The organism is Chitinophaga sp. OAE865, assembly GCF_040546735.1.
Taxonomy (GTDB): Bacteria; Bacteroidota; Bacteroidia; order Chitinophagales; family Chitinophagaceae; genus Chitinophaga; species Chitinophaga polysaccharea_A.
In genome coordinates this window covers 6124944-6143275 of sequence record NZ_JBEPOF010000001.1, presented here as the reverse complement: position 1 = coordinate 6143275, position 18332 = coordinate 6124944, and the positions used below count along the sequence as shown (strand labels likewise).

General features: G+C 46.9%; 16 protein-coding genes. 13 read left to right on the top strand and 3 right to left on the bottom strand.

Going from position 1 to position 18332, the window contains the following annotated elements:
• From ABIE50_RS24600 to ABIE50_RS24585, 4 genes are all read left to right on the top strand, one after another.
• On the top strand, positions 1-1599 hold the full coding sequence (locus ABIE50_RS24600; RefSeq protein WP_209858640.1) for a S41 family peptidase: 1599 nt from the start codon (positions 1-3) through the stop codon (positions 1597-1599).
• A gap of 20 nt (positions 1600-1619) precedes the next feature.
• Positions 1620-2762 carry a redoxin domain-containing protein gene (locus ABIE50_RS24595; protein WP_209858641.1) on the top strand — a complete coding sequence of 381 codons (1143 nt, stop codon included), beginning with the start codon at positions 1620-1622 and terminating at the stop codon, positions 2760-2762.
• Between the two features lie 276 nt (positions 2763-3038).
• Positions 3039-4184 carry a PepSY-associated TM helix domain-containing protein gene (locus ABIE50_RS24590; RefSeq protein WP_209858642.1) on the top strand — a complete coding sequence of 382 codons (1146 nt, stop codon included), beginning with the start codon at positions 3039-3041 and terminating at the stop codon, positions 4182-4184.
• Entirely contained in the window at positions 4174-4356 is a 183-nt protein-coding gene (locus ABIE50_RS24585) for a hypothetical protein (protein WP_209858643.1), read from the top strand. The genes ABIE50_RS24590 and ABIE50_RS24585 overlap by 11 nt, the downstream gene beginning before the upstream one ends.
• A 78-nt stretch (positions 4357-4434) precedes the next feature.
• Here the strand turns inward: ABIE50_RS24585 and ABIE50_RS24580 are convergent, their stop codons facing one another.
• Together ABIE50_RS24580 and ABIE50_RS24575 are read right to left on the bottom strand one after the other, a co-directional pair.
• Positions 4435-4812, bottom strand: coding sequence for a hypothetical protein (locus ABIE50_RS24580; protein ID WP_142687987.1), 378 nt, complete (start codon positions 4810-4812; stop codon positions 4435-4437).
• Positions 4813-5064: 252 nt separating this feature from the next.
• Positions 5065-5436 carry a DoxX family protein gene (locus tag ABIE50_RS24575; protein WP_209858644.1) on the bottom strand — a complete coding sequence of 124 codons (372 nt, stop codon included), beginning with the start codon at positions 5434-5436 and terminating at the stop codon, positions 5065-5067.
• Positions 5437-5564: 128 nt separating this feature from the next.
• Here ABIE50_RS24575 and ABIE50_RS24570 point away from each other — a divergent pair, with 128 nt between their 5' ends.
• The 3 genes from ABIE50_RS24570 to ABIE50_RS24560 all read left to right on the top strand — a co-directional run bounded on the left by ABIE50_RS24570 (position 5565) and on the right by ABIE50_RS24560 (position 7419).
• Positions 5565-5903 carry a winged helix-turn-helix transcriptional regulator gene (locus tag ABIE50_RS24570; RefSeq protein WP_209858646.1) on the top strand — a complete coding sequence of 113 codons (339 nt, stop codon included), beginning with the start codon at positions 5565-5567 and terminating at the stop codon, positions 5901-5903.
• Positions 5904-5932: 29 nt separating this feature from the next.
• Positions 5933-6829, top strand: coding sequence for a class I SAM-dependent methyltransferase (locus tag ABIE50_RS24565; protein ID WP_209858648.1), 897 nt, complete (start codon positions 5933-5935; stop codon positions 6827-6829).
• A gap of 68 nt (positions 6830-6897) precedes the next feature.
• Entirely contained in the window at positions 6898-7419 is a 522-nt protein-coding gene (locus ABIE50_RS24560; protein WP_209858650.1) for a hypothetical protein, read from the top strand.
• 70 nt (positions 7420-7489) lie between these two features.
• Here the strand turns inward: ABIE50_RS24560 and ABIE50_RS24555 are convergent, their stop codons facing one another.
• Positions 7490-8758, bottom strand: coding sequence for an LVIVD repeat-containing protein (locus ABIE50_RS24555; RefSeq protein ID WP_209858652.1), 1269 nt, complete (start codon positions 8756-8758; stop codon positions 7490-7492).
• Between the two features lie 97 nt (positions 8759-8855).
• Here ABIE50_RS24555 and ABIE50_RS24550 point away from each other — a divergent pair, with 97 nt between their 5' ends.
• From ABIE50_RS24550 to ABIE50_RS24525, 6 genes are all read left to right on the top strand, one after another.
• Entirely contained in the window at positions 8856-9827 is a 972-nt protein-coding gene (locus tag ABIE50_RS24550; RefSeq protein WP_142687993.1) for a 3-keto-disaccharide hydrolase, read from the top strand.
• Positions 9828-10361: 534 nt separating this feature from the next.
• A complete protein-coding gene (locus ABIE50_RS24545) occupies positions 10362-10685 on the top strand; it encodes a S24 family peptidase (RefSeq protein ID WP_209858654.1) in 324 nt (107 codons plus the stop codon).
• Positions 10686-10739: 54 nt separating this feature from the next.
• Positions 10740-11714, top strand: coding sequence for a hypothetical protein (locus ABIE50_RS24540; protein WP_209858656.1), 975 nt, complete (start codon positions 10740-10742; stop codon positions 11712-11714).
• Between the two features lie 13 nt (positions 11715-11727).
• Positions 11728-12462 (top strand): hypothetical protein, encoded by a 735-nt coding sequence (locus tag ABIE50_RS24535; protein WP_209858658.1) that lies wholly within the window; start codon positions 11728-11730, stop codon positions 12460-12462.
• Positions 12463-12565: 103 nt separating this feature from the next.
• Positions 12566-13639: a chemotaxis protein CheB gene (locus ABIE50_RS24530; RefSeq protein WP_209858660.1), complete on the top strand. Its 1074-nt coding sequence runs from the start codon at positions 12566-12568 to the stop codon at positions 13637-13639.
• 100 nt (positions 13640-13739) lie between these two features.
• The gene (locus ABIE50_RS24525) at positions 13740-18251 is read left to right on the top strand and encodes a CheR family methyltransferase (RefSeq protein ID WP_209858662.1); all 4512 of its coding nucleotides are present in this window, start codon (positions 13740-13742) and stop codon (positions 18249-18251) included.
• Positions 18252-18332: the final 81 nt, after the last annotated feature.

Below are 18332 nucleotides of genomic sequence, written 5' to 3'. Positions count from 1 at the left end.
ATGCTGAAAAAATATGCGCTTGCAGCGCTGGGGATAGCGGGGCTTTCATTTCAGGTGAATGCGCAGGTGAACCCCAAGGAAAAGCTTTGGCAAACACTGAAAGCTATCCAGGGAAATTATGTAGATTCTCTGACAGATGAAACACTGGTAAATGCTGCCATTGCAGGTATGATGCGGGAGCTGGATCCTCATTCCCGCTACTTCTCCGGTGAAGAGGCGGCACAGATGCAGGAAGCAATGAAAGGCAATTTTGCCGGCATAGGTATCCAGTTCATGATGCAGCACGACAGTCTTTATATTACCCAGATCGTAAGCGGTGGTCCGGCGGAAAAAGCTGGCCTGCTGGCCGGCGACAGGATACTGACCATTGATAAAGCACCTGTTACCGGCGCTGCCAACTTCGCGATAATGAAAAGGATCCGGGGAGAAAAGGGCACTCCTGTTACGCTGGAAGTGCTCCGTAAATCCAACGGTGCAAAATTTACCACTGAGATTGTACGCGATGTGGTGGCCGACAGGTCCGTGAAATCGGCTTATATGCTCACAGATAAGGTAGGGTATATCTCGTTACGCATCTTCAGTGAAACTACCCGCGCGGAAATGGACAAAGCGCTTATACAGCTGAAAGAACAGGGAATGAAAAGCCTGATCCTTGATTTGCAGGGCAATGGTGGCGGATATGTACAGGCGGCTATTGGTGTGGCAGACGAATTTTTACCAAAAGATAAACTGGTATTTTACAGTGTTGGAAAAGACAAAGGGAAAGATTACTACTACACCGGCGGCTTTGGCAATTTTATAGAAGGTAACCTGGTAGTGCTGATCGACCAGTCCACGGCTTCCGCCAGTGAGATCCTTACCGGCGCGCTGCAGGACTGGGACCGGGCAGTGATTGCAGGCCGGAGGAGCTTTGGCAAAGGGCTGATGCAACGCCCGGTACCAGTGTTTGATGGCTCCGTACTGGAGCTTACCGGCGCCCGCTATTATACCCCTTCAGGCAGGTCTATTCAAAAGCCCTATCATGGCGCCAGCTATAATGATAACGTACAAACGCGTTTTGCCAGTGGGGAGCTTACGAATGCCAATGTATTTCATTTCCCCGATTCACTGAAGTATACTACACTGGTAAATAAACGTACCGTATTTGGCGGCGGCGGAATTATGCCAGACCTGTTTATTCCATTAGATACCGTTGAATATAACGGCTGGCTCCAGGATGTTGCAGATCAGAACCTGGCGGGGAAGATCACCTTTGATTACCTCGACAGCAACCGCGCTTCCTTATTATCCAGCTACCAGGATTTTAGAATGTTTAATAAACAATACCAGGTGCCGGAGTATTTGGTGCAACAGGTAGTGGGCGCCGCGGAAAAAGCAGGACTGCCTTTGCAAATGGCCGGGAAAGACAGGATTATCAGCTTACTCTCCCTGGAAATTAAAGGGCAGCTGGCCAGCCAGTTATTTGCAGGCAATGATTATTATCTCCGCGTGCTCAATACGGATAATACCAGCATACAGGAGGCATTGCGGTTACTGGAAGAGCCCGGGCGTTTTGACCGGCAGCTGAAATCACCAGCAGTAAAGAAAGAGAAGAAATAGTATTCATCAAAAAAACGAACATGAACTTCAATAAAATAATGATACTGGCGGCGTTAGGCGCACCCGTTGTAACCAGCGCGCAGCAAGCGTATACCCTTAAAGGCAGCGTAAGCAGTATAAAGGAACCGGTTAAAGTTTTTCTGACCTATAAGGTGAATGGGGAGCGGAAGCTGGATTCTACTATTATGAAGAACGGGAAATTCGTTTTCCGTGGTACCGTAGGGGCGCCGAAGGAAGCGCATATTGTGGTAAAGCACAGCAACCTGCCATCGGACCCCACAACCCGCCCGGTGGAAGATATCCTGCCGTTCCTCATCGAAGACAGGACCATTACCATTACCGCCAAAGATTCCATTAAAAATGCGGTGATCACCGGCAGCCCGGCAAATGATGACAATGTGAAGGTAACAGCATTGCTGAAGCCTTATTACGGCAAATACGATATGCTGAACAATGAGTTTAAAGAACAATCCCCTGAAAAGCAGAAAGATTCCGCCTATATCGCCAGCCTGGAACGCAGGGCCAATGATATACAAAAGGAGATCATTGCGGTGAAGATGAAATATGTGAAAGCCAATCCCGGTAAGTATATGGCGCTGATGGCCTTCAATTCCACACTGCCGCCTGAGTTTGATGCCATTACCGCAGAAAAGGATTTCAATGAACTGGATCCGGCCATAAGAAAATCAGACCTTGGAATAGAACTGCAGGAAAGGATCGCCAAAGTGAAGAAGACCCAGGAAGGGGCAGTGGCGCCTGATTTTACGCAACTGGACGTAAACGGTAAACCGGTAAAGCTCTCTGATTTCAGGGGCAAATATGTGTTGCTTGATTTCTGGGCTTCCTGGTGCGGCCCCTGCAGAAGGGAGAACCCGAATGTAGTGAAAGCATACCAGGCTTATAAGGATAAAGGCTTCACTGTACTGGGCGTATCGCTGGATAGAGATGGAGACAGGGATAAATGGCTGGCTGCTATTGAAAAAGATGGATTGCCCTGGACACAGGTATCAGACCTGAAGGCCTGGGAAAACGAAGCGGCAAAATTGTACGAAGTAAATGCTATTCCCATGAACTTCCTGATCGATCCTAACGGGAAGATCATTGCCAAGTACCTGCGGGGAACGGCTTTGGAGGAAACGCTGGAGAAAGTATTGGCGAAGTGATTGTAGCTTCCTGTAAAACGTTCAGAATGGATACTGTTTATCCATTCTGAACGTTTTTTTATTATTTCCCGGCAAACGGCAGCTCCCGGCGATAGGAGTTTTCAAAACAGATGTGCGGCTGAAAGAGCGAAGGATCATCGCCATAGAAAATTTCCCGATTTGTAAAATCAAATTCCGGATCTCGTAAACCGGGAACCTGCTGAAGAAGGCAACTTTGGAAGTTGAATTGTGTCCGGGTTTATAAGACCGGATAACTAAAATACAAATCGTCAGTTAATGAATATCAGGACCGCCAAACGTTGGTTTTTATGGCATAAATGGACCAGCCTTATCTGCACCATTTTTATGCTGATGCTGTGCATCACCGGTCTTCCGCTGATCTTTCACGAGGAGCTGGATGGGCTGCTGGAAAAACAGGTGGTGGCGGAAGTGCCGGAAGGGGCCCGCAAAATGAGCCTCGATTCGCTGGCCATACTTGCAGGTAAACAGTACCCGGCGGAGAAGATACGCTATATTTTCTGGGACAACGATGATAGGAGCAAGGTCATATTTGACCTCGCAGCCAAACCGGATGCGCCACCTGAAGGAAGCAGGTATGCTACGCTCAACGCATATACCGGCGCCGCGCTGGCCAAACCAACTACCGACGGCATCATGGACATTATCCTGAAGATCCACATGAATATGTTTCTTGGCATTGGCGGCAAATTATTCCTTGGGTTGATGGGAATCCTGTTCGTTATTGCCATAGTTTCCGGTGTGGTGCTTTATGGGCGTATCATGAAAAAGTACGATTTCGGTATGGTGCGGAAGTACAAATCAAATCGTCTTAAATGGCTGGATACGCATAACCTGATCGGGATTGTAACGCTTACATGGGCCAGTGTGGTAGGTTTAACGGGTGTCATCAATACATTGTCTGACGTAATAGTGGCCTTATGGCAACAGGGGCAGCTGAAAGAAATGGTGGCGCCATATGCAAACCAGCAGCCGCTTACAGGAAGCATGAGCTCATTAGACAGCGCCATGGCTACCGCAAGGAAAGCGGCGCCTCATATGGAGCCCAGTATAGTAACTTACCCGGGAACCATGTTTTCCAGCAAACATCACTATGCTGTATTTATGCGGGGCAATACCGCGCTTACATCGAAGCTGCTGATGCCTGCGCTGATAGACGCCAAAACAGGCGAGTTAACGGATGCCCGCACGATGCCCTGGTATGTGAACACCTTGTTCTTATCTGAACCGCTGCATTTCGGCGATTATGGGGGTATGCCTTTAAAGATCATCTGGGCGCTGTTCGACCTGGGCACTATCATAGTATTAATTACGGGCCTTTACCTCTGGTTTGCGCGAAGAAAAGCCACCAGTCAGCAGTGGAGCCGGCTCACAGAAAAAGCAGTATACGAAGATGAAGAATAATCCATTTATGAGGTTATGGGGAAAACCGCTGCTAATAGCCTTATTGTCGCTGGCGGGATTAATTGCAGCACTGGTAGGCGATGGCGCATGGGATGCGTTTTCCTGGGTGGCATTGGCCTTGCCTGTAATTATTATTGTACGCAGGTATTATTTTCCGCGTAACGAGGGATAATGTTTCCCTGCAGCTGCTTATATAAAAGTTGATGTGTGATAAATCTGTTTTATCACACATCAACTTTTTTTTAGAGCTTTATCTTCCACAGTCGGCTGTCCAGTTTCTGCCATTCCTGGCAAAACCTATCACAAGTTTGTCTTTATTGATGGTGATAAGCCCGGTACCGGAAGATCCGATACTCACCATCGTATTATCATCTTTCTTTTGAAACTCTACACCGGTAAGGTCCGGGATACCATCTGAAAATCTGAAGTCGTACCGGGTACCCACCTTTGTAACGAAAACGCTGCCATTGTCCTGGCTGATATTCTTTTCATCGTCAACATACCCGATCTTTCCTCTGAAGGTACCGGCAAAAACATCTACGTCTGCGGGGTCAGTGTCTTTACTACAGGAGGTGAATAAAACTACAGATAACAGCAATACACCAATAACACCAAGAATCGATTTCATAATTCACATTTTAGGTTACTCAATAAAGATTCAATACCTGAAAATGCAATTAGCATACCAGATGAGAACGGGCTCTTCTATATAGATAATCCTCTGCATTATTGCAGCGCGGCGGCCCTTTTTTGTGTGAAGTCGTACACACAATGGGTAGTTCCCGCTATGAAATGTAATGAAAAGGAGTATAAAGCGTCCGGTACATACTGGATATGGGTGTGGTGAAAGATGCCCGGCTTATATCATATTTGTACTGAGTCAGGAAGCTTCCGGTGCATTCAAAAACATTTCCCTGGATCTCAAAAACATACCTATCCAGAGAATGGCCAGGAATACGGCGGAAGCAGGGGGTTGGCTACCGGATATTTCCAGGCAAAAGGCCCCGCCCAGGTAACAACCTGCCAGCAGGAACCCGATCTTATTTGTTTTGGGATAAAGCAGCAGTGCGGCGATGATCAGTTCACCGGCGCCCAGCAGTTTCATATAATTACCAAACCCGTACCTGGTCAGGAATTGAACCACTGATGCAGGTTCAGCATCAATCAGTTTCATAATCCCTCCCATAATAAGCACAAGGATAGGGATCGCCATTAATACCGTAGAGAGAATGCGCTTTGCTTTGATCGTCATTGTAATTTTTTTGAGCTGTTAATAATTCTGTAGTAAAAGTATCTACATTTGCTATCCAAATGATAGTACTATCCTGTTGGATAGCGCTATCCAACAGGATAGTATCGTGAAATCCAAAAACCGGGAAAATGCTGACACGCGAAGGATGCCCCAAAAGTGTACTTGCTATAAAAGATGCGCTGGAAGCCCTGGAAGGCAGATGGAAGCTGTTAATTATGCTTTCACTGTCGACCGGCAGTAAACGCTTTAAGCAGATATCAAAAGAAGTAGGCGGTATTACAGACAAAACATTGTCTAAAGAACTGAAAGTGCTGGAAACAAATAAGCTTATCAAAAGGGAAGTACATAATACCTTCCCGCCTACAGTAGAGTATTCAATCACCAAACATGGTACTTCGCTCGATAAAGTGCTGGACGCACTGTATCATTGGGGGCAGTCGCACCGGAAAAAAGTGATTGGGAAATAGTTTCATTTCATTAACCGGATTTCTGCCACATGACCATCTCCGAGATGCAATCGTTTATAGAAGAAACTGCCGCTGATTCCCTGCTTTCCCGGGAAGAAGAATTTGAAAGGCGTATGGAAGCGGTAGACAGGGTGGACTTCCTGGTGATTGACCGCCTTGATGAGCTCCTGCTACAGGAAGATCAACAGGATCTGTTGTTGTTAAAGCACCGTGCAGAAAGTATAAAGCAGCAACTGGAAAGCATCGATGCTAAAATGTTCCGGCGGCTGCAGGCCCGTATCAGGGCCGGAGAAGTGAGGGGAGAAAGGTTTAGGGAGCTTATCCGGGAATACACCGGTTTTAATGCAGCCCGGCAGGAAGCTGCAACGGAGTATGACCATGTAGATGTTTTTATGAATGGGTTATTCTCTTTTCAAACAATGCCTGAGCAAACAAAAGAGCTGGAGCCGGACATGGTGTACTACCAGAAAACACCGGCCAGGATTGTTTTTGAGCTGGTGGAGAAAGCCGGTTTCACAAAAGAGGATGTTTTCTATGATATAGGCGCCGGGCTTGGGCAGGTAGCCATGCTTGTACATCTGCTTAGCGGTGTTCCCGCCAGGGGAATAGAATTTGAACCTGCTTTTTGCGACTATGCAAACAACTGTGCTGCACAACTTCACCTGGCCAATACTGCATTCATCAACGCAGACGCAAGAACGGCCTGCTATTCAGACGGAACGGTATTCTTTATGTTTACTCCTTTCAAAGGGCAGATACTGCAGCAGGTGCTGAATGCGCTGGAGAAAGAATCGCTGCAACGGAAGATCAGGATTATTACATATGGGCCATGTACGGCTCATGTGGCGTCGCAGAATTGGCTGCAGCCCCTTAGCCCGGGAAATGGTAATGCATATTCAATGGCTGTTTTCAGCAGCATCAGCTAAGTGGAGAAAAAAAACTATCTTACTGTTTTTGTTTAACCTGTTTATGTCATTGTTAAAGAGAACCGCCAATGAAGCAGAACATCTTTATAATTATTTTCTTATTAACTGGTTTTACTTCCTGTAAGCCTGAAAAGGCTATTGAGCTCAGGGCTGTTATTGTTAAGCAGGAGCGGGCAGCATTCAATATTTTAGTAGGTAAAAGCGGAGCGGAAGAAGAAAAGCTGAATTGTTTGATCAACAAAGATTTCAAAGGAGCGCAGGCTGCTGTTGATAAAATAGAGAAAGGGCTCAATAATATTGTTAAAACAATAGAAGCATTGCCAGCGGAAGGAGTGAAGGAGGGAGATGAACTGAAGAAAGCTGCTGTTGATTATTATACGGCGCTCAGGGATCTGAAAACCATGGAACGGAAGGAAATAGTGCAACGGGAAGCTGCGTATGATAAAGACAAGGAAAAAGCAAGTATAGCGCTGAACAGGTTGCTGGAGTTAAATAAGGAACAGCTTACAATGTCAGGAATGGTAAGTGAGAAAGGCGCAGTGCTTCATAATACGCTACAGCAGTTTAATGAAATTAATAACCTGAGATGAGTTGTATACAACTGCTGTGTAGCGGTTATCAGAATAATTGAAGGCATGCTGATCCCAGCATGCCTTCTGTTTAATATGAATGTCCCTTTACTGCAATTTTGCTTAATAGCCGGGGATCAGTCATTGTGCTATAATCGTATTGATAAATGCCATCCCTGGCGCTTACCAGCAGGCGGTGCTGGTTTTCAAAAGGTATTACATCGTAAGTATCCAATCCATCTACCAGTTTGGTGGTGGTGATATTTGTTACATCTGATGCGTTCATGAAACGCAGCCCGAAATTCCCTTCACAGATAAAGAGCTTCCCGTTATCGATTCCCAATCCATGAGGATTTTTCATTTCCGTGGTGCTTAGTTTTATGGGGTTGTCTACATTGGTAACATCGAATACCTGCAGTTGGTTGAGCGAGCCTGCACAGGTAGAGCCGCTCCTGATGGTTACATATGCTTTGTTTCCTTCCACTACAACAGGGTCGCAGGCCCTGAAATGCGTCACCATGGAACGTTTGACGGGAGTGGCTGGATTCAGGATGTCATAGATGTGCATGGCGCTCTGGCTGCCGATGAAAAGATAGTCGCCATAAGGGAAAATAGTTTCAATACCGCCGTCGATGGTTTGTGAACTTTTAAATACAGGATCGGCTGCATTGCTGAGATCAAATGCTTTCAGCTGGGAAAAGTTAACGGCATAGAGGTAATTCCGGGTGATGGTAAAACGGGCCATTGAACCGCCTTTGCCGGTTTGCTGGGTTTTGTTGTTGTAAGAAGAAGCTGCTTCGGAGCTGGCAAAATACAGCATATACTCGTCGTTGGAGCAGTCGCAATAAGAGGTATCCCGGCTGGTAAAACCGATCACCATACTGTCGCTGGCCATTTTCCATCCTATCAGCAGTCCATCTGCGCTTACGGGATAGCCGGTTGCTTCCGGCAGCCGTTTTACAAACGTGATATTACGCGGATCGCTGATATCGAATACGGTAAGATCGGTGAAGCTGTCTGCATACAGATAGTTGCCCTTTATAGCGATATCTATGTTGCCCATTACATTTAAGAAAGAAACTTTTTTGGGAGATGCCGGCGTACTGTTGTCGATCACATGGATGCCTTTGTAGGGCTCATTTACAAAGATATACTGGTCTTTTACATAGATCTTGCCTGTTGTTCCGATCTCCCTGGGCGCCTCCGATTTAATGGAGGCCCAGTAGTCTTTCACCGCCATCAGTATGGGGGTGTATACTTTTCGCTGGACTATTTTAGTGCATTTGTCCTTTGCACATCCGCCGAGAGCTATCATAACGGCGATCATAACCGGGAATCTGATATAGGTAGAAATATGCATGGGGGAGAGGTTTGACCTTTTAACGCAAATACAGGAATAAAAGTTACAGGCCAAATATTTATCTTTATAGCTTTCTTCAACAAACATGGACATGAACATGAATAGAAAAAGTATTATCGCGGGGCTGGTATGCTGCATGGGACTGGGGTTGGTAACTCCTTCCGGTGTTATGGCACAGGTATCGGCTATCAAGAACGAAAGCGTTAAAGGCGGCTCCCTGATAGGCGCCTGGGATATCAAGGTCAGTGAGAACGGCGTAGATAAGCCCTCCTGGCTGGAAGTGGAGCTTTCCGGGTTTAGTACCCTGGTAGGCCGCTTTGTGAGCACCGGCGGAAGTGCCAGGCCTATCTCCAAAGTAAACTTCGACAACGGTAAGTTCAGCTTCTCCATACCGCCACAGTGGGAAAGGGAAGACCGCGACCTGAAGCTGGAAGGTACGGTAACAGACGCTGGCATCAGCGGTACTATCCATACCAGCGACGGGCATTCCTATTCTTTTACAGGGGTTAGAGCGCCGGATCTCAAAAGAACGGCGCCTCCGGTGTGGGGAAAACCAGTAAAGCTGTTCAATGGGAAAGACCTGAGCGGCTGGAAAGCATTGGGAGAAAACCAATGGGTTGTTAAAGACGGTATCCTTACCAGCCCGCATTCCGGTGCTAACCTGATCTCGGAAAAAACCTTCTCCGACTTTAAGCTGCATGTGGAATTCCGTTACCAGGCAGGCAGCAACAGCGGCGTATACCTGAGAGGCCGTTATGAAACACAGATCATTGACAATCCCAAAACAGAAGCACCTTCCAGCCACCTGTTCGGAGGCATATACGGTTTCCTGGTGCCAAACGATATGGTGACACTTGGCCCCGGCCAGTGGCAAACCTATGATATTACGCTGGTAGGCCGCCTGGTAACTGTGGTTGCCAACGGTAAAACCATTATCTGTAACGCAGCCATTCCCGGTATCACCGGTGGTGCGCTGGACAGCAATGAAGGTGAGCCAGGCCCGATTTATTTCCAGGGCGATCACGGTCCTATAGAGTTCAGGAATATAGTGATCACGCCGGCTAAATAACGCGGATGTTGTCTGACTCAGGATTAAACTGATTACGCTGATTACGCTGATTTGATTTTGTCAGATTTTAAAAAGATTCAGGGAGATATAAGCGGATATTTTCGCTCATATCTCCCTGAATCTTTTTAAATCAGTTACAAAATCCAAAAAATCAAATCAGCGTAATCAGCGTAATCAGTTTAATCCTGAGTCAGACAAAATCCGCATCGCCGAAGGCGATGATAACACTATTTTAATTTGCCGTATATAAAATTTCATTATTTTTGCGGTAGTTGTTCTTTATAGAAAATGCCCCGGCAGTATCCCCAAATAGTTTGATACCTGCGCTGCCCGCAGGTTTTGTTATTTCACAGCATACCATTTGTTATACCCGCCTTTCTTGTGTAGCCCAATAGTGTATTACCATCATGCTTACAATTGAATTTGCCCTTTCAGTTAAATATTCCCGCATTTTGGCTTAAGATACCCCATGAGCCTTCACTACGATCATTTTACTATATGATCATCTGATTTATTAAAAAAAATAATGAAAACATGAACAAGTATGAAAGACTAAAGTCCGGGCTGGAAACCACCGGCACAGGAAAAATGAAAGCCTTTGGCACGTCTATGTTACCCATTCTGAAAAGCGGTACCCTGCTTACGTTTGTAAAGGCAGTGGAATACAACATCGGCGATATTGTATTCTGCAAAGTAAAAGGCCGTTATATTGATGCACATAAAGTGATAAAGAAAGACGCAGGCAAAGGCTACCTGATAGCGAATAACCATGGGTTTGAAAACGGGTGGACAAAAGTGATCTATGGCCGCGTGGTGTTGGGTGAATTTGAAAATAAGGTGATCTATAAAAAAGATTAACCTGGTTAGCGCGTGTAGAAAGCTTTACTTAACTAAATAAATTAAATTAGCTGAATGAAAGGTTTTTGGAATTATTTCTGGATCATTTACATGCTGTTTTTTGCCATCCCTTTTCCTATGCTCATTTACTACAACACGGAGTATGGAACAGCCGGAGAGAATGGCGGTAGCAGGCCATGGCTGGCGCTTGTGTTGTTGGCCCTTTCAGCTGTATTATGGCTGATACTGATCCAGGGATGGTTCAGGAGATGGATAGTACTGCCTTTTACCATGAGGGGAAATATCATGCGTCTTTTAAAAGAAGGTGTAAGGAAAGATGCGCGTATAGTGAGCAGCAAAAAATTGCCCGCAGCGGGTAAGGATGTGGATACCAGGGAAATAGTATGTTCCCTGCAGAATTTTGTTGGCACGGAAATCACTGAACAGCTGGAAGTAAATGATACCAAGCCGGAACTGCACCGCTATGATGAAGGAAAAACCATCCGGTTGCTGATCGACGATAAGCTCAAAGCGCAGCCTCATTTAACGCTGGATGGCGTAACGGTGGAGATGAAAACCGGACGGCTTATTATATCGCTCCTGGCCTGGTTACTGATAGTAGCCGCAGTAGCGGCGTATTACGTATATTCTTACAGGTTAGAGAACCATGGGCGGGGCTGGCGTTTCCTGGAATTTTATCACCCGCTTGTTTTGTGCCCGTTTATTGTACTGGTGAGCCGTATCGGTTTCGGAAAACTGATAAGTCTTTTTATAGGAGCTCCCGCTAATGGGCTGCAGCTGAAGTACTACGGCCTGCGTACCGATGCGCAGATAGTTTCCGCAGAGCAAACCGGTACCTATATTAATGAGCAGCCCCAGGTACGCTTTGAATTGCGCTACCAGGATAATTTGGGTAAAACCCATACGGCTTCATTAAAGAAAATAGTGCCGCTCCTGGATCTGAATATGACTAAGCAGGAGTCCATCCCGATTTTTTATCTGAAAGAAGACCCTGAGCAGGTAGCATTTGCCAGTGATATAGCCGAATAAAAATATAAAGAAGATGCGTTTACAACAGTTAACCGGAATTATAATAACAGTGATGATGTGCGTTTCCTGCAGCCAGTTCAGGGAATCTATACATGATACCCTGTATGGCAGTGATACCGACAGCAGTTATAAAGACCTGCCTGCAAGCCAGGACGAGGCGGTCACCACCACTTCTTCCAGTTCAGGCGCCAGCGTGAGCAGCAATACCACTACTACCACTACAACCATTGAGTACCGTAATGGTACTACTATTATCCATAATTCCCGCACCACGAAAGGCAATTTTCTCAGCGATGCCATCGCGCTACTTGACGCCGAAAAGGCGCTGCGAGCATTGCCGGCCTTCGCAGGGAAAAGTATCTATCTCTATAAAGCCATTCATTTTTACAACGACGGAAGAATAAATGTAAACATCCAACACCCGGAGAACCCTGAATATATTGATGAATACAATTACAGTAATGGAAAATGGCAGAACCCCAAACCTGTGCAGCTATCGGTGCACGACAATATCTCTGAAGCATTGATCAGCCTGGATAATATCAGTTTCGTGTGTGCTTCCGTGGTATACCGCAATTACAACCGCAAAGCAGAGAATATAGAGGGCGCCGCACCGCTTACGCATGTTTATGGCATTTTCGGCGCTAACGGGCTCACCTGGTATCCACAGTCTATCAACGGCAGCAGGGAACGGTACTTCATCAGTTTTACACCTGCCGGCGGCGTGAAAGACTATTACCGCGAATAAGCAGTAACAAAGGAGCGCAACAATAAGGCTGGCATAACGGCCTGATTTTAGTGACCGGTTTTCATGGAGATAGAGGACGAACGGATCCATAAAATCTACGGTTATGCAAACAAGGAATATTATAGTGATTGGCGCTTCTGCGGGCGGCTTTGAAGCCATAAGAACACTTGTGTCCGGTTTGCCGCCCCACTTTCCGGCGGCTATTTTCATAGTGTGGCATATTTCTGCAGACATGACGGGAATCCTGCCCCGGGTGCTTAATCTACAAAAGAAATTACCTGCTTCCAATGCGGAAGACAGGGAGCCTATCAAGCCCGGAAACATTTATGTGGCGCCGCCAGACAGGCACCTGATCCTGGAAAAAGGGCATATGCGGGTAACGAGAGGGCCAAAAGAAAACCGGTTCCGGCCTGCTGTAGACCCGCTTTTCCGGTCTGCCGCCTATGCTTACGGACCGCGTGTGATTGGTGTCATCCTCAGCGGAGCCCTGGATGATGGCACTGCCGGATTATGGTTTGTCAAACAACGTGGAGGCGTAGCCGTTGTACAGGCGCCGGAAGATGCGGAGGTATCTTCTATGCCCCAAAGCGCTATACAGGAAGTGGCGGTAGATTATGTAGTGCCCGTATCGGAAATGGCGGAGCTACTGATCAGGCTCACCGCTGAACCGCTGCAGGAGCGGTTTACAGGAAAAGATGAAGCGGGGAATAGCGAACTGGTGAAAAAAGAGATCGACATAGCTATCCAGGAAAAGCTGCCGGACGAAGGGACTATTTTCGGAATTCCAACCTCCCTGGCCTGCCCTGAATGCCACGGCGCACTGTCTGCGCTCAGTGAAGGCGGAAGAATACGTTACCGTTGCCATACCGGTCATGCTTTTTCTGAAAGCAGCCTGTTATCAGCCATTACGGACAATATAGAAAACAATTTGTGGAATACGGCCCGCGGTTTGGAGGAAAGCGTTAACCTGTTGAACCACATGGGAGATCATTTTGCGGAAATAAACCAGCCTGCGCTTGCCGCGATGTATTTTAAGAAAGCAAAAGATACTGTGGGTTATAATAAACGGATCAGGGAAATATTACATGAAATGGAGAAGCTTAATGCCGATTTTATGAGACGTGAAACGGAAGCAGCATTACAAAAACATCGCTCCGGAAAACAACCGCATCTTTGAACAGTGAAATGTGGAAATATACACTCATAATATTTAACTTGCGATAACGGACGCAGGGGCAGTTGTTGCGTACCGGTCTATATCATTCACAAAATACATCATGGATTCTTCTAACTCTATGTCTTCATTTAACAGCGAAGACAACAGCCACCGGAAACATGAATTTCTGATAGTGGGTATTGGCGCATCTTCCGGCGGTATACAGGCCATGCAGGTTTTTTTTGAGCACGTGCCGCCTGATTCGGGGATGGCCTACGTGGTTATTCTTCATCTTTCCCCGGATAACGACAGTAAACTGGCCCAGGTGCTCCAGGCGGTTTGCCCCATACCGGTAAGCCAGGTAACAGAAAAGATAATAGTGGAACCGGATCATGTGTATGTGATCCCACCCAACAAGCATCTTATTATGGACGACGGGTATATCCTGGTGTCTCCCAATATTCAACTGGAGGAGCGCAGGGCGCCGGTAGATATCTTCTTCCGGTCGCTCGCAGAGTCGCACGGTTCCAACGCCGTTTGTGTAGTCCTTTCGGGTATCGGCGCCAATGGTTCCATGGGACTGAAGCGCATCAAGGAACTGGGTGGCGTTGCCTTTGTACAGAATCCACGGGAAGCAGAGTATAATGACATGCCCAGGAATGCCATCGCTACCGGCCTGGTGGATGAAGTACTTCCTGTAGCGCAGATCCCTCAGAAAATTATCGATTACAGGAATAGTATCATCAATGTGAGTATATCGTCTGGCGAAGAAAAAAGACCGGAAGGAATGCAACAGGCGCTCCGGGAAATTTTTACACAGCTCAGGCTTCGTACGGGGCACGACTTTTCAAATTATAAGCGGCCAACACTGCTGCGCCGGATCGAACGCAGGATCAATATCCGTAACCTGCCCGACCTTACTTCCTATGCTGCTTTTCTTCAAACCAATCCTGATGAAGTAATGTCGTTACTGAAAGACCTGCTGATTTCCGTCACCAATTTCTTCAGGGATACCAAGGCATTCGAGGTGCTGGAACAACGGTTGCTTCCCGAGATCATCAAAGAGAAAACCCCGGATCAGCAACTGAGGATCTGGGTGGCAGGTTGTGCCACCGGCGAAGAAGCCTATTCCATTGCCATGCTTTGCGCAGAGCTGGTTCAGAACGAGCTGGAGGCGCCAAAGATACAGATCTTCGCTACCGATATAGATGAAGTGGCCATTAATCATGCGCGTGACGGGCTGTATACCCTGAATGATGCGGCTTATATTTCCCCGGAAAGACTGCGCCGTTTTTTTAATAAAGAAGGTGAAGTTTATCGTATCAGGAGAGAGATAAGGGAAACGATCCTCTTTGCCAATCACAATTTCCTCAAAGATCCACCCTTTTCCCACCTGGATATTATCGCCTGCCGCAATGTGCTGATCTACCTGAATCGTACGGCGCAGGAACGGGCTATGGAAACATTTCACTTTGCGCTGAACCAGGGCGGGTTTCTTTTCCTGGGATCATCAGAGTCGGCCGACAGCTGGAGCGATTTGTTTAAGCCATTTAACCGTGAGTACCATATTTTCCAGAGCCGCAAGAAACTGCTCCGCCCTTTCCCGGTGCCGGAATCAGTTCCTGCCCTGAAAGTGGAGCCCCCCCGTCTTTCACCGGCTTCTATTGACAAGGAAAGATCTATGGAGCGCCTTTCATTCGGAGAGCTGCATCAGCGCCTGCTGGAAGAGTATGCGCCACCATCTTTGCTGATCAATGAAGAATACGATATCATACATATCTCCGATAAGGCAGGGCGTTACCTGCAGATAGCAGGTGGAGAACCTTCACAGAATCTGCTGAAGCTTATCCGGCAGGAGCTGCGCCTGGAGCTTCGGTCGGCCCTGTACCAGGCATTGCAGCGCCAGGTTGCGGTAGAGGCAAAAGGGCTGAAAGTAACGATTAATGATAAGATTGAAACGATTAATATTCATGTAAGACCGGTACTACAAAGTGCAGAAGTAATACGCGGATATATCCTGGTATTGTTTGAGAAGGAAACGGAAGAAAACAGGGGGAAAGAGGTGGTCCTCAGTTCTGAAGAACCGGTGGCAAGGCAACTGGAAGCTGAACTGGTGAACCTGAAAGCCCAGCTCAGGGCTTCCAACGAGCAGCATGAATTTAATGCGGAAGAATTAAAAGCCTCTAATGAAGAGCTGCAGGCCATGAACGAAGAGCTGCGATCCGCAGCGGAAGAGCTGGAAACCAGTAAGGAAGAACTGCAGTCTATTAACGAAGAGCTGCGGACAGTAAACCAGGAGCTGAAAGTAAAGATCGAGGAAACAAGTCTTGCCGGCAACAACCTGCAAAATCTCATCAATTCTGCCAATATCGGCACTATCTTTCTCGACCGGAGCTTTCGTATTGCCTTATTTACACCGGCCATCAGGGAATTATTCAATCTCATACCGGCGGATCTTGGCCGGCCATTGTCTGATATCACCCATCACCTGGAATACCAGCAGCTTTTAAATGATGCGGAGCAGGTACTTGAAAAGCTCAGCGTAATTGAACGGGAAGTAAAGGCAAGCTCGGGGAAAGTGTTTATTATGCGGGTACTTCCATACCGTACGGCGGAAGACCGCATCAATGGGGTGGTGGTTACTTTTGTAGATATTACTTCAAGAAAATTTGCCGAACAGGAACTGATTGCATCGGAAGAAAAATTCAGGAACTTATTTGAATCCATTGATGAAGGGTTCTGTATCAGTGAAATGATCTTTGACGAAAATAATACTCCTGTTGATTACAGGATCCTTGAAGTAAATGCTGAATTCAAACGACAGAATAAACTGGATAACGCTATAGGGAAAACAGCTACTGAGCTGCACCTTGAGGTTAGCCGGGAATGGCTGCAGTATTTTGGAAATGTAGCCATGACCGGTAACAGCATCCGCTTTGAAGGGCAGATGCCGGCTACCGGCCGCTGGTACAGCATCTACGCATCCCGGATCGGCGGAAGCCAGCAAAGCCAATCGATTGCTGTGGTGTACGACGATATTACAGAACGTAAATACCGCGAGCTTAACAGCGTGTTGCTGGCTGCAATATCCAAGGATATTGTTGCTGTCAATAAGGCGGAAGACATTATGCAATCGGCGGGAGAGAAGATCTACCGGCATTTTGGATTATCCAGGCTGGTATTTGCTTATGCCAACGAACAGACAGACAGCATCACTATTATATACGAAAAGAAGGAGAACGGTTTGACAGGATTTCCCGGTGAACAAACCTTGTCTGCTTTCATCAGCGGGGATTTACTCCGTATACTGAAGAAAGGGAGCCTGGTGGTGATCAATGATATTGCTACCAATTCGCATATTGCCCACAAAGGCATGTTTCTCGCAAATGGCGTGGGCGCCCAGTTAATAGCGCCATATGTTACAGAAGGACAGCTCAACTTTATTATTATCATGCAAAAAGACAGCTCCTATAACTGGCGCCCGGATGAAACCGGTTTGCTGGAGGAACTGGCTCCCCGTATTTACCTGTGCCTGCAACGTGTTCAGAATGATGAAGTCATAAGGTTGTCTGAGGAGAATTACCGTACACTGCTCACTTCGATGGATGAAGGGTTTTATATAGTGGAACCTTTGTTCGATGAAAAGGAACGCATCTATGATTTTAAATTTCTCCAGGTAAATCCTGCACTTTATAAGAATACGGGTTTGCACGGAATTCCCGGTAAAACCTTCCGCGAAATTTTACCCGATATACCGGAAACCTGGCTGTCAATTCATTCAAAGGTTGTAGCCAACGGGCAGCCGGTGCGGTTTGAAATGGAGATAAAGGAGGAGCCGATAAAAGGATGGTACGACATCTATATGCAAAGGGTGGGCAAGCCCAGGCAGCAGCGCGTGGCTGTTTTTATTATGAATATTACCGACCGGAAAGCACTGGAGAAACAAAAGGATGAATTTATAGGAGTGGCCAGTCATGAGCTGAAAACACCGGTTACCAGTATTAAAGCATATGCAGAAGTGCTGCAGGAGAAATTCAGGGAAACCAACGATAAAGAGAGTGCCAGCCTGGTGGAAAAAATGGATCTGCAGATAGACCGGCTTACGGACCTCATTCATCATATGCTGGATGCAGCCAAGGTATCCGAGGATTTATTGACGCTGGACACCAGCTGGTTTGATATTAACATGCTCATCAGGGAAGAAATAGAAGATATGCAACGCCTTACCAGGAAGCACCGGATGGTGTTCAAACCGGATATGCAGGTAAAGCCTGTGCTGGCCGACAAAGGGCGTATCACAGAAGTATTGGTGAACCTGATTTCCAATGCGGTTAAATATTCCCCGGAAGGAGGGGAGATCACCGTTAGCACTACGCATACTGCCGAAGGAGTGCGTGTGCATGTGAGTGACCAGGGAATTGGTATTCCGAAGGACCAGATCGCACATGTGTTCGACCGCCTTTTCAGGGTGCAGCATCCGCAAATACAAAACTTCCCGGGGATGGGACTGGGCCTTTATATCTCTGCCGGTATTATCCGCTGCCACGGCGGTTCTATCGAGGCCCGGAGTAACAAAGGAAAAGGTACGGTGTTCTCTTTCCTGTTGCCTTATGATGGTCTTCCGCAAAAATAATTTTTGCGGAAGGCGTGCTGTGCCAATATTTTAACAGGAAAACAGTTCTACATTTGATGTCTGTTTTGAGCGAGCATCCCG